We start from the raw sequence: 12,558 nt of genomic DNA on the forward strand, positions 1-12,558 counted from the left end.
GTATTCACTCGCAGGCGCGGCGGCAAAGCGATTTTGCTACCTTCAACCGGCGGCGAATTCAGCGGTAAGCATCCGACGCCGCAGATAAACAGACTGGCTTTTCTTGAGTCAATGATTTCCCGGCGTTGCTGTGCGGGTTCTTACCAACAAAGGTGGTGATATGCAATATATGATGACTGGCGTTGTAATCGTGATTATCAGCGGCTTAGTGATTCATCTGGTCTCTTTGGCGATTGAAGGGTTGTATAAAAAGATCAGTAACCGAACGACATGGCGTTAACGGTTTCATGGCCTTCCCTGGCCGGTGGCGACATTATGGTAATCGTGGATAAATACCCGGCCCGATAGGCAGCCCCACCAGATACCAGCCCACCAGCAACAGTAGCCAGACGGCCAGGAATATTAACGGATAAGGCAAGACCAGCGAGTAGTAGGTTCCCAGTTTAGCCTCGGGCCGGTAGCGCTGTAAGAAGCCGAGAAACAGCGGCACAAACGGCGATACCGGCGCCAGCGGCAGCACCGATGAATCGGCGATACGGAACAGAATCTGCGCAAATGCCGGGTGAAAGCCCAGCAGCATAAACATCGGCACGAAAATCGGCGCCAGAATCGACCAGATTGCCGAGCCGCTGGCGATAAACATGCACAAAAAGGCGGATAGCAGCGCGAGGCCGACAAACGCCGGTACGCCGTTCATTCCCGCGCTCTCCAGCAGATCCGTCAAGCCGACGGCCATAAATTTCCCCATGTTGCTCCAGTTAAACATGGCGACGAACTGGGCCAGCGGGAAGACCATCACGATAAAGCCTGCCATCTCCTTCATCGGCTCAATCATCAGCTGCGGCAGATCGGCCTGACGGCGAATTTTGCCGGTAGCAATGCCGTAAGCCAGTGAAACGACAAAGAAGAAAAAGATAATGAGCGGGACGATCCCTTTTATAAACGGCGAAGGCATCACGGTATGCTTGATGGGATCGCGCAGGATACCGTTTTCCGGTATGACCATCAGCGCGATAACCGCCACGAATAACAGCGCGGCCACACCGGCCACGCGCAGGCCGAAGCGCTGTTCAGCCGTCAACGTCTGCAGCGTTTCATCGCTGCCGCCTTGCCACTGACCTAATCGCGGTTCCACCAGTTTATCGGTAATCAATCCGCCAACCAGCGTGAGAACGATCACCGAGGTTGCCATAAAATACCAGTTATCAATCACGCTGACGTGGAGCGAGGCGTCAAGGGTTTTGGCTGCTTCGGTGCTGATGCCGGAGAGCAGGACATCGGTGGTGACGATGAGCAGATTGGCCGTGAAGCCGCAGCCGACGCCGGCGATGGCCGCCAGCAGCCCGGCAACCGGGTGGCGGCCGACGGCGAGAAACATCAGGGCGCCCAGCGGCGGCATAATCACCAGCGCGGCATCGGAGGAGATGTGGCTGAAGAAGGCGATAAACAGCACCATATAGCTGGCGTAACGGGCGCTAACGTGCGATGACATTTTCACCATCAGCGAAGGCAGCAGGCCCACGCGTTCCGCAAATCCGGCCCCCAGCACCAGCGCCAGAATGGCCCCCAGCGGCGCGAAACCGCTGAAGTTCTTAATGACGTTCGGCAAAAACCAGTGCAACCCTTCGACGCTAAGCAAATTTTTCACCACCACTCGCGAGCCATCGGTGGGGTTCTGTACGCCAACGTTCAGCGCCGACAGGATGGCGGTGGCGACCATCAACGCCACAATCAGGTAGATAAACAGTAAAAACGGATGCGGGACCTTGTTACCTATTTTTTCAACCCAGCCATAGAGCTTACCGCTGGGGGAAGGCGAGGGTATGGATGACATACTCATGGGCGTTCCTCAGTTGTCGTTGTTGTGTTGGTTGTCTCTTGACCCCAGGGCGTGTCAGCCATTGTTTTTTGGCGATGACCGCGTTGCTGTACTCCGTCCAAAGGGCTTTTATTATTTTAAAATCGAAGGTTTGACGTCCTGCGGGATGGGGCACCGGTAGGGCCTTTCGGCTAAGACCTGCGCCAGTTCCCGCCGGCTGGCTGTCAGTAACGGTCTGTCGCTGAACAAACGAATGGCCGTTGCCGCCAGTATTTTCCCGGCCAGAAGCATCCCTTTGTGAGCGATGGAGGTTCTGCCCTGGCTCACCAGTTGCCAGCTATGCAGCGGCGTCCCGACGGCAAAGCAGGGGCTGAAGCATTGGGCTACGGGAGCTTTCCAGCTTACGTCGCCGACGTCGGTAGAGCCCGCAAGGATGTTATCGGTAGCCGACCAGGGCGCCACTTCATCGCTCAGGATCGTCTCGCGGTGGCGGCGGGCGAACGCTTTCCCTTCTTCGTCACCGGTGCCGGCAATGTTTTTCAGGCTGTTATTGATATCGTTCGCGCTCAGGGTGGCGCGAATTTCGGCGGCGAAAGCTCGCTCTTCCTCGCTCCAGTGCGGCGTGCCGTAATGGCATACCGCCTGATACATCGCCGCTTCCAGCGTGCGGTTGGGGAGATAGCTGGAACAGGCCTTTTCGAAGCGGCAGCTAACGCTGGTCTCGGTCATCAACGCGGCGCCCTGGGCGATTTTTTCGATCCGGGCGAAGATTTGCTGGGCGTCGGCCATTTCCGGGGCGCGAATGAGATACAGCACTTCCGCCTGCGCCTGGACAACGTTAGGAGAGACGCCGCCGGTATCGGTGATGGCGTAGTGCACCCGCGCCTTTTCGATAATATGTTCGTTAAGGAAGTTGCTGCCGGTGGTCATCAGCGTCACGGCATCCAGCGCGCTGCGGCCCAAATGCGGTGAGTTCGCCGCGTGCGCCGCGGTGCCGGTAAACCGCCATGCCGCCTGAATGTTGGCAAGGGTGCTGGTGCTGAACATCCCGGCCCAGGCTTCCGGGTGCCAGGTCAGGGCGGCATCGACGTCGTCGAATAATCCCTCGCGAACCATAAAGGTCTTGCCGGAGCCGCCTTCCTCACCGGGACAACCGTAGAAGCGCAGGGTGCCGGTGCCGCCGTGCTGCTGCAGCCAGTTCCTGGCGGCGACCGCGGCGGCGAACGCCGCCGTACCGAGCAGATTATGCCCGCACCCGTGGCCGTTTTTCCCCGGCGTTGGAGACGCGGGCGCTGCGCAGTGAGCCTGCTGGCTGAGCCCCGTCAGGGCGTCAAATTCGCCGAGCAGGGCAATCACCGGCTGGCCTGCGCCGAAGCTGGCGATAAAGGCGTTGGGGATCCCGCCGGCATTGCGGGTCAATTGAAAACCTTCCGCTTCCAGCGCATCGGCCAAACGCGCGGCGGACCAGAACTCCTGGAAGCGGGTTTCCGGATGATCCCAGATATCATCGGCAATGGCGCAAAAATCGTTGCGCCGCCCCTCAATAACGTCATCGACAAATTGATAAACCTGTTCCATTACACACCTCGCTGCCAGGGAAAGTTCAGGGCGATGCGCGCTAACGTGGCGACGGCCTGGGTCATCACGCTTTCGTCGAAATCGAATTTTTCGTTGTGGTGGCCGGCGCTCAGTTCGGTGCCGAAAATCATGTATGAAGCGAGACCGCCGCGTTCCTGGACCCGGGCCATCATCAGGGTGGCATCCTCGGAGCCCGCCGGGGCAGCGATACGATCGACGGCCTGTTTAACGCCGGGGACCTGGGCCGTCTGCTGGCGCAGATAGTCCACCCACGCCGGCGACGGGGCGCTGGAGGTGGCTGCGCCCATCAGGTGCAGCTGGTAGCTGGCTTCATACATCGTCGCCGCGCCGGCGATCGCCTGTTTGGCCCGCTCAAAGACGTACTGGTTAATAGCGTCGGTTTCGCCCCGGGTTTCGACTTTTAATAGCGCGGAAGAGGGAACCACGTTACGCCCGGTACCGGCCTGCATGACCCCGACGTTAACCCTTGACGCCCCGGCGCTGTGCGGCGCGATGGCATGCAGGGCAAGGGCGGCCTGGGCCGCTGCCAGCAGCGCATTACGTCCATCTTCAGGTTTACCGCCAGCGTGGGCGGCGACGCCGCTGAACTGCACATCGAATTTGGTGGTGGCCATAAAGTTATCGCCACCGCAAACGACGGTGCCGGCAGGGACGCCGGTACCGATATGAATGGCGGTGAAGTAGTCCACGTCATCAAGTACGCCCGCAGCCACCATGGCGCGCGCGCCGCGGGTACCTTCTTCAGCCGGCTGGAAAATCAGCTTGATCGTCCCGTTGAGCTGCGCGGCATATTCCTTGAGCACGTGCGCCAGCCCCAGGCCGATTGCGGTATGACCGTCGTGGCCGCAGGCATGCATCATGCCTTCGTTGCAGGAGGCAAAACGATCGCGATGCGGACGGTGACTATCGTCATGCTGCTCGTTGAGATCGAGCGCATCCATATCGACGCGAAACGCCAGCGTCGGCCCCGGCCGCCCGCTGTCGAGCGTCGCCACTACCCCGGCGAAGCCCCCTTCAAACGCCGGCAGCCAGCGCTCCGGCGCACCCTGCGCGCGGGCGCGCTGGAACGCCTGCGCCAGGGTCTCTTCATCAGGCAGGCCCATACGGCTATCGGCATCGATAACGTCGCGACCCAGCGCCAGTTGATAACCCAGATCGTCAAGTATCTCCGCCACCTTGCTGGCGGTGCGGAACTCCAGCCAGCCGGATTCCGCATGCAGGTGAAAATCGCGACGCCATTCGGTCATTTTTGGCGCCAGCTGGTTGATGAAATCATAAAGTTGCGGCATAACCTTTCCTGTCATAATCAAAAACTGTGATGGTGTTCACGAAGTGATAGCTTTTACTTATCACTGCCGTATTTCATGCGCTCTCATCCTTAACCTGCCACAGCACGATCGATTACAGTAGATGTCATTTTCTTCTGTCTGATAAACACTGGTTATCACTTGCGATATGTCATTTCAGATCAAATTTCATCACATTCGCGCCTTCGTTGAGGTTGCGCGTGAAGGGAGCATTCGTGGCGCCAGCCGGGCGTTGGCGATTTCGCAGCCGGCGTTGACCAAAGCGATCAAAGAGCTGGAAGAGGGCCTCTCCGCGCAGCTGTTTGTGCGCCGTAGCCAGGGGGTGGCGCTGACTGAAAACGGCGAAAGCTTTTATCAACATGCGAGCCTGATCCTCGAAGAGCTGCGGGCGGCGCAGGATGAATTGCTGCAGCGTCAGGGCGAGCAGGCGGGGCAGATTAATATCGGTCTTGGCGCCAGCGTAGCGCGCTCGCTGATGCCGTCGGTCATTTGCCGCTTTCACCAGCAGCATCCGCTGGTGAAGGTGCGGATTATGGAAGGACAACTGCTGGCGATGATTAATGAACTGCGCCAGGGTGAGCTGGATTTCACCATCAATACTTACTATCCCGGCCCGTACGATCATGAATTCAGTTTTGAAAAGCTATTTGAGAAACCCTTCGCGGTATTCGCCCGCTCCGGTCACCCGGCGGCAAAAGCCACTTCACTGACGGCATTGCTCGATCGCCACTGGACGATGCCGACGCCGCGCGGCAGCTACTTCAAACAGCTGCAGGAGATGTTTAACCAGGCCGGACTGGCGCCAAAGGTGGATATCGTTTGCGAGACCTTCTCTTCGTGTATTAGCCTGGTGGTGAAAAGTGATTTTCTCAGCATTTTGCCGGTCGAGCTTGGCAATGACCCGATGATGGCGGATAAGCTGGTGATGATCCCCATTCGCGAAGCGTTACCCAAAGCCACCTATTATCTGATTCAGCGCCGCGATACGCGGCAGACGCCCTTAACGGCGTCATTAATCACGCTGTTTCGTCGTCAAAGCCGTCAACTGTTTCCCTGATCGCGTCGACGCCCGATTTACCGGCGGAGGGTGTTAAACGCGTTGAGGGGTAAGCGCGAGGCGGCTATAGTAACTTCCCGGTTGTAGCTGGAGGAGCGCGCATGAACCTTGACGACAAATCCCTATTTCTTGGCGCCATGGAGGACGTTCAGCCTCTGAAACGTCATAACGACGTTCACTGGCATCCCGAGCGCAAGACCCGCGCCGTGCAGCGGGTTGACACCCTGCAGCTTGATAACTTCCTGACCACCGGCTATCTCGATATCGTGCCGCTGGCAACCGCCCTGGAATTCAAGCGCGAAGGCCTGCAAAGCGGCGTGCTGGAGAAACTCCGGCGCGGCAAGTACGGCCAGCAGGCAAGCCTCAATCTGCTGCGCCAGCCGGTCGAAAAGTGCCGACAAATGCTGTTTGCTTTTGAGGTTCAGGCGCGAAAGGAGGGGCTGCGCAATGTGCTGATCGTTCATGGCAAAGGGCGCGACGATAACGCCCACGCCAATATTATTCGCAGCTACCTGGCGCGCTGGCTGGTGGAACTCCCGGAAGTCCAGGCGTTCTGCGCAGCGTTACCGCACCACGGCGGCAGCGGCGCCTGCTACGTGGCGCTGCGTAAATCGGCGGAGGCTAAGCAGGAAAACTGGGAGCGCCACGCTAAACATAGCCGCTAGCGCATCAGCAGCGTCAGTTCCCGGGCTGCTTTTTGTAGCTCGGGTAACACCCGCGCCAGCATCTCTTGCGCGGAAACCTGTCCGGCATGCACGCCGACGTTAAGCGCCGCCTGAATCTGCCCCTGGGGATTAAACAGCGGCACCGCCAGCGAGCGCAGCCCCATCTCCAGCTCCTGATCGTTAAGCGCGTACCCCTGCTGATGGACGCGTTTAAGCTCGGCGCGCAGCTTCGCGACGGAATCGACGGTTTGCGGGGTATAGCGAATCATGGTGACCCGGCCCAGCATATCGTTCAGCTTCTCCTCCGGCTGATAGCTCAGCAGTACGCGCCCCATCGAGGTCGCCCAGGCGGGCAGACGGCTGCCGATATCGAGATCGATGGTCATAATGCGCGAGCTGGATGCGCGAGCGATATAAAGAATATCGTCGCCGTCGAGAGTGGCGATTGAGCAAGACTCATTGAGCATTTCGCTTAAATGCTTCAGCACCGGCTGCGCCGAGCGCGCCAGCGGCGTGGAGGCCAGCCACGCGTGGCCCAGCGCCAGAATTTTCGGCCGCAGCTGGAAGTTTTTACCATCTTCGGCGTACACAAAGCCCAGTTTGCTCAGCGTATACAGGCAGCGGCGCACCGCCGCGCGCGGAATGCCGGTCTTTTGGCTGATTTGCGAAATAGAGAGCAGCGGGCGCTGCGGCGTAAACGCCTGGATCACCTCCAGCCCGCGCGCCAGCGAAGCCATAAAGTTCGGATCGCCCTTAAACGGATCGCTATCGCCCGTCAGTAAATCGTCTGGATGTTTCTCCATGCTCTTCTCCATATTTGCCGCCGATCACATTCTTTCGCTAAACATACACGATGTTCGATTATCGCACCATATTTCGATTATCGCCCTTGACCGACATCGTTAAGCGGGTCACATTTTGTGCGAACAACGAATAAAAGTGCGATTACCGCACATACAGGAGCGACCTGATGATTGATAAAAGCGTGTCGACGCTACGTGATGCCATCGCTGGGATCCACGACGGAGCGACCATAATGATTGGCGGTTTTGGCCCCGCCGGGCAGCCGACGTACCTGATAGATGCCCTGATAGAACAGGGGGCCCGCGATTTAACCATTATCAACAATAATGCGGGCAACGGCGAAGTTGGCCTGGCGGCGCTGCTGAAGGCCGGGCGGGTGCGCAAAATGATCTGCTCGTTCCCGCGTCAGGTCGACTCGCAGATTTTCGACGATCTCTATCGCCGCGGCAAAGTCGAGCTGGAGCTGGTTCCGCAGGGCAACCTCGCCGCGCGTATTCAGGCGGCAGGGGCTGGCCTCGGCGCGGTTTTCACTCCAACCGGCTACGGTACGCCGCTGGCGGAAGGGAAAGAGACTCGCGAGATCGACGGGCGTCACTATGTGCTCGAATATCCCATCAAGGCTGACTTCGCGTTGATCAAAGCCCACCAGGGCGACCGCTGGGGAAACCTGGTATACCGCAAGGCGGCGCGCAACTTCGGTCCGATTATGGCGACCGCCGCGAAAACCACTATCGTGGAAGTCTCGCAGCTGGTGCCCCTCGGTAGCCTTGACCCGGAGAGCATCATTACCCCGGGCATTTTTGTTCAGCGCGTCTTCTCCCTGGAAAACCTGATTGCCGCTAAAAGCGCCTGAGGACCCCATTATGCAAAAACTGACTCGCGATGAGATGGCCCAGCGCGTAGCCCGCGATATTCCCGAAGGCGCTTACGTCAACCTGGGGATCGGCTTACCCACCCGTATCGCCAACTACCTTCCTGCCGATAAAGAAATCTTCCTGCACAGCGAAAACGGCCTGCTGGGAATGGGGCCAAAGCCACGGCCTGGTGAAGAGGACCCGGAGCTGATTAACGCCGGAAAAGAGTATGTGACTCTGCTGCAGGGCGGCTGCTATTTCCACCACGGCGACTCCTTCGCCATGATGCGCGGCGGCCATCTCGATATCTGCGTGCTCGGCGCCTATCAGGTTTCCGCCAGCGGCGATCTGGCGAACTGGAGCACCGGCGCGCCCGACGCGATTCCGGCGGTTGGCGGGGCGATGGATCTGGCCATTGGCGCTCGTCAGGTCTTCGTGATGATGGATCACCTGACCCGCGACGGGGAATGCAAGCTGGTAGAGCACTGCACCTATCCGCTGACCGGCGTTGGCTGCGTCAGCCGGATTTACACCGACCTGGCGGTCATCGATATCAGCGAAAGCGGCCCGGTGGTGCGGGAAATCTTCAACGGCCTCTCTTTTGAGGAACTGCAGCGCATCACTCCGGTGGCGCTGACTTTTGCACAACTGGCGGAAAGCGCGTAAGGAACCTATGATGAATCAGGCATTTATCTGTGATGCGGTGCGCACGCCGTTCGGTCGCTTTGGCGGTACCCTGGCCACCCTGCGCGCCGACGATCTGGCGGCGCTGCCGCTGAAAGCGCTGCTGGAACGCAACCCGGGACTCGATCCGGCGCGTATTGATGATGTGATTTACGGCTGCGCCAACCAGGCGGGGGAAGATAACCGCAACGTCGCGCGTATGGCGCTGCTGCTGGCCGGACTGCCGGAAAGCGTACCGGGCAGTACCGTTAACCGCCTGTGCGGTTCCAGCCTTGATGCGATCGGCATCGCAGCGCGCGCGATTAAAAGCGGCGAAACTCAACTGATGATCGCCGGCGGCGTAGAAAGCATGTCGCGGGCGCCATTTGTGATGGGCAAGGCCGAAAGCGCCTTTAGCCGCACGATGCGGATGGAAGATACCACCATCGGCTGGCGCTTCATTAACCCGCAGATGAAAGCGCTGTACGGCGTGGATTCGATGCCGGAAACGGCGGAAAACGTGGCGGACGATTTCGCCGTTTCGCGGGCGGATCAGGATGCGTTTGCGCTGCGTAGCCAGCTGCGTACGGCGGCGGCGCAGGAGGCGGGGCGTTTTGCCGACGAGCTGATCGCCGTCTCGGTGCCGCAGCGCAAGGGCGAACCGCTGCTCTTTAGCCGCGATGAGCATCCGCGCAGCACCACGGCGGAAGCGCTGGCCAGGCTTCGCGGCGTGGTTCGCCCCGACGGTACGGTGACGGCGGGTAACGCCTCCGGGGTTAACGACGGCGCCTGTGCGCTGCTGCTCGCCAGCGAGCAGGCGGTGGCCGCCAATGATTTACAGCCGCTGGCGCGCGTAGTGGGCGTCGCGACGGCAGGCGTTGCGCCGCGAATTATGGGATTTGGCCCGGCGCCGGCGGTACGTAAGGTGCTGGCGCAAACCGGGCTAACGCTTGGGCAGATGGACGTCATTGAACTAAATGAAGCCTTTGCCGCTCAGGCGCTGGCGGTGACGCGCGATCTGGGCCTGCCCGACGATGCGGCGTACGTCAACCCTAACGGCGGCGCGATTGCCCTCGGGCATCCGCTGGGGGCTTCCGGCGGTCGTCTGGCAATGACCGCAGCGTATCAGCTGCGCCGTACCGGCGGGCGCTATGCGCTGTGCACCATGTGTATCGGCGTCGGTCAGGGGATCGCGCTGATTATTGAACGCGTTTAAGGAGCCACAATGAGTTTGTTGACCCCGATGATGCGCACCAGTCCGCTGACCGCCTGGTTCAGCGACGCGCAGCGGGTGCAGGGGATGCTGGATTTTGAAGCCGCGCTGGCGCGCGCCCAGGTCGAATGCGGCCTGGTGCCGCAGGCGGCCCTGACCCCGATTCTTGAGACTTGCCGGCACGAAAACATCGATTTTGCCGCGCTGGGGCAGGCCGCCGCCAGCGCGGGAAATCTGGCGATCCCGCTGGTTAAACAGCTGACCGCGCGGGTCAGGGAACGGGATGAAGCGGCGGCGCGCTACCTTCACTGGGGGGCGACCAGCCAGGACGCTATCGATACCGGCTTTATCCTGCAGCTGCGCGGGGCGCTGGCGGAAACGGAGTCCCTGCTGCAGCGTCTGCTCGACGCGTTGGCCAGCCAGGCACAGCGATATCAGGATACGGTGATGCCGGGGCGGACCTGGATGCAGCACGCGCTACCGGTGACCTTTGGCCTTAAGCTTGCCGGGACGCTGGATGCGCTGCTGCGCTGGCAGACTCGCCTGCGGGAGATGCGCTCGCGGGTGCTGGCCCTGCAGTTTGGCGGCGCGGCGGGTACCCTGGACTCCCTTAAAACCCAGGCGCCGCAGGTCGCCATCGCGCTGGCGAAAACCCTCGACCTGCAGCTGCCGGACACACCCTGGCACAGTCAGCGTGACCGGCTGCTGGAGGTGGGAGCGTGGTACGCGGGGGTCTGCGGCACGCTGGGTAAATTCGCCAATGATTTTTCGCTGCTGATGCAAAGCGAAGTGGCGGAAGTGGCGGAGCCGGTCGCTGAAGGGCGCGGCGGGTCGTCCACCATGCCGCACAAACGCAATCCCATCGCCTGCGCCGCTATTTTGACCGCCGCCCAGCGTACGCCGGGGCTGGTGGCGACGCTATATACCGGGCAGATCCAGCAGCATGAGCGGGCGCTGGGCGGCTGGCAGGCGGAGTGGGAAACGCTGCCGGAGCTGATGACCCTCGTCGGCGGCGCGCTGGCGCAGAGCGAAGCGCTGGTGCGCGATATGCAGGTCTTCCCGCCTAAAATGCGCGCCGACCTTGAGATCACCCATGGCCTGATTATGGCGGAGGCCGTGACCCTGGCGCTGGCGGAGTTTATCGGCAAAGCCGATGCTCATCACCGCATTGAGGCGCTGTGTCGTCAGGCGCTGGATACGTCATGTTCGCTGCAGAGCGTACTGGAAAACGATCCGCAGGTCAGCGAACATCTCTCCGCCGACCGCTTAACCCAACTGCTGGATCCGACGACGGCGACCGGCAGCTCGGCACTCTTCGTGCGCCAGGTTGTGGCGCGCTATAAGGAACAACTTCATGAATGTTGATTATCAGATTGATGGGCCGCAAGACGCGCCGGTCATCGTGCTCTCCAACTCGCTGGGCACCACCCGGGCGATGTGGCAGCCGCAGCTTGAGGCGTTGACGCAGCATTTTCGCGTGCTGCGCTACGATACCCACGGTCATGGCGCCACGCGTAAAAACGGTAAAGTGACGCTGGCGCAGCTCGGCGAAGATGTGGTTGCGCTACTCGATCATCTTAATATTGCCAAAGCCTGGTTTTGCGGAATTTCCATGGGCGGTCTGACCGGTCTGTGGCTGGGACGCTTTGCTCCGGAACGTTTTTACGGGCTGGTCGTCGCCAACACCGCCGCGCGTATTGGCGACCAGGCAAGCTGGCTGTCGCGCGCCCGCGCGGTGCGTCAGGAAGGTATGGATGTTGTCGCCGCAGGCGCGGCGGATCGCTGGTTTACCCACGCGTTTCGTCAGAAGACGCCGGAAGTGGTGGCCGCGCTCTGTCACCAGTTGACCCATATCGATGCGGAAGGCTATGCGGCCTGCTGTGAAGCGCTGGCCGCCGCCGATCTGCGCGCAGAAGTCGCGCAGATCCCGATTCCGGTGCTGATTGTCGCCGGGGAAAGTGACCCTGTCACAACGGTGGCGGATGCCGATTTTCTGCATCAGCAGATCCCGGTCTCTGAAGTGGTTGTACTGGCGGCATCGCATCTATCGAATATCGAAGCGCCGAAAGCGTTTAGCTCGGCGCTGCTGGGTTTTGTTCAGGGGGAAAAGCATGGACGATAAGCAGCGTTATCAGCGGGGAATGGAGGTACGGCGCAAGGTGCTCGGCGATGCCCATGTCGATAAGACGCTGCAAAAGCTGACGCCGCTGAATGAAGAGTTCCAGGATTTCATTACCCGCTACGCCTGGGGAGAGACCTGGACCCGGCCGGGGCTCGATCACCATACTCGCAGCATGATCACCATCGCCATGCTGATCGCCCTGAACCGCGAAGCTGAGCTAAAAATGCACCTGCGCGCGGCGTTTAACAACGGCGTCACCCGCGATGAGCTAAAAGAGCTGATTATGCACTCCGCGCTCTACTGCGGCCTGCCCGCCGCCAACGCCACGATGCACCTGGCGCAGCAGGTATTTGATGAGATGGATGCTGTTTAGCCGCCACCCGGCAGGTTTGTCGCTCATCTCAGGCCGTCATGCGACGGCCTTCGACAGTGACCCGCCGCCAGGGGCGGTTAAT

12 protein-coding genes are annotated in these 12,558 nt (G+C 60.4%); 8 read left to right on the forward strand and 4 right to left on the reverse strand.

The genetic code is table 11. The features are described from left to right. Positions 1-313: 313 nt before the first annotated feature. From abgT to ACE3MN_RS11865, 3 genes are all read right to left on the reverse strand, one after another. Positions 314-1,840, reverse strand: a complete 1,527-nt coding sequence (abgT, locus tag ACE3MN_RS11855; RefSeq protein ID WP_049130185.1) for a p-aminobenzoyl-glutamate transporter — start codon at positions 1,838-1,840, stop codon at positions 314-316. A gap of 111 nt (positions 1,841-1,951) precedes the next feature. Next, positions 1,952-3,397 (reverse strand): M20 family metallopeptidase, encoded by a 1,446-nt coding sequence (locus tag ACE3MN_RS11860; RefSeq protein ID WP_102649684.1) that lies wholly within the window; start codon positions 3,395-3,397, stop codon positions 1,952-1,954. Further along, the gene (locus tag ACE3MN_RS11865) at positions 3,397-4,707 is read right to left on the reverse strand and encodes a M20 family metallo-hydrolase (protein ID WP_024358008.1); all 1,311 of its coding nucleotides are present in this window, start codon (positions 4,705-4,707) and stop codon (positions 3,397-3,399) included. Before ACE3MN_RS11865 ends, ACE3MN_RS11860 begins: the two co-directional genes overlap by 1 nt. A 166-nt stretch (positions 4,708-4,873) precedes the next feature. Here ACE3MN_RS11865 and ACE3MN_RS11870 point away from each other — a divergent pair, with 166 nt between their 5' ends. After that, positions 4,874-5,782 (forward strand): LysR family transcriptional regulator, encoded by a 909-nt coding sequence (locus tag ACE3MN_RS11870; RefSeq protein WP_024358009.1) that lies wholly within the window; start codon positions 4,874-4,876, stop codon positions 5,780-5,782. Positions 5,783-5,883: 101 nt separating this feature from the next. Beyond that, positions 5,884-6,447 carry a DNA endonuclease SmrA gene (gene smrA / locus ACE3MN_RS11875; protein ID WP_102649683.1) on the forward strand — a complete coding sequence of 188 codons (564 nt, stop codon included), beginning with the start codon at positions 5,884-5,886 and terminating at the stop codon, positions 6,445-6,447. Here smrA and ACE3MN_RS11880 read toward each other — a convergent pair. Further along, on the reverse strand, positions 6,444-7,250 hold the full coding sequence (locus tag ACE3MN_RS11880) for an IclR family transcriptional regulator C-terminal domain-containing protein (RefSeq protein WP_004135569.1): 807 nt from the start codon (positions 7,248-7,250) through the stop codon (positions 6,444-6,446). The genes smrA and ACE3MN_RS11880 overlap by 4 nt on opposite strands. A gap of 167 nt (positions 7,251-7,417) precedes the next feature. Here ACE3MN_RS11880 and ACE3MN_RS11885 point away from each other — a divergent pair, with 167 nt between their 5' ends. Genes ACE3MN_RS11885 through pcaC form a run of 6 tightly spaced genes read left to right on the forward strand, consistent with a single transcriptional unit; the run spans position 7,418 to position 12,476 of the window. Further along, the gene (locus ACE3MN_RS11885; protein WP_024358011.1) at positions 7,418-8,104 is read left to right on the forward strand and encodes a 3-oxoacid CoA-transferase subunit A; all 687 of its coding nucleotides are present in this window, start codon (positions 7,418-7,420) and stop codon (positions 8,102-8,104) included. A gap of 10 nt (positions 8,105-8,114) precedes the next feature. Then, positions 8,115-8,771: a 3-oxoacid CoA-transferase subunit B gene (locus tag ACE3MN_RS11890; RefSeq protein WP_004119648.1), complete on the forward strand. Its 657-nt coding sequence runs from the start codon at positions 8,115-8,117 to the stop codon at positions 8,769-8,771. 10 nt (positions 8,772-8,781) lie between these two features. Next, positions 8,782-9,984 carry a 3-oxoadipyl-CoA thiolase gene (gene pcaF / locus ACE3MN_RS11895; RefSeq protein WP_102649682.1) on the forward strand — a complete coding sequence of 401 codons (1,203 nt, stop codon included), beginning with the start codon at positions 8,782-8,784 and terminating at the stop codon, positions 9,982-9,984. 9 nt (positions 9,985-9,993) lie between these two features. Continuing rightward, a complete protein-coding gene (locus tag ACE3MN_RS11900; protein ID WP_098065843.1) occupies positions 9,994-11,346 on the forward strand; it encodes a 3-carboxy-cis,cis-muconate cycloisomerase in 1,353 nt (450 codons plus the stop codon). Then, the gene (gene pcaD / locus ACE3MN_RS11905; protein WP_064371792.1) at positions 11,336-12,103 is read left to right on the forward strand and encodes a 3-oxoadipate enol-lactonase; all 768 of its coding nucleotides are present in this window, start codon (positions 11,336-11,338) and stop codon (positions 12,101-12,103) included. The genes ACE3MN_RS11900 and pcaD overlap by 11 nt, the downstream gene beginning before the upstream one ends. Then, complete coding sequence (gene pcaC / locus ACE3MN_RS11910; RefSeq protein ID WP_004135574.1) at positions 12,093-12,476, forward strand: 4-carboxymuconolactone decarboxylase; 384 nt, start codon at positions 12,093-12,095, stop codon at positions 12,474-12,476. Before pcaD ends, pcaC begins: the two co-directional genes overlap by 11 nt. The last annotated feature ends 82 nt before the right edge of the window (positions 12,477-12,558 follow it).

The organism is Klebsiella grimontii (assembly GCF_042137965.1).
Taxonomy (GTDB): domain Bacteria; phylum Pseudomonadota; class Gammaproteobacteria; order Enterobacterales; family Enterobacteriaceae; genus Klebsiella; species Klebsiella grimontii.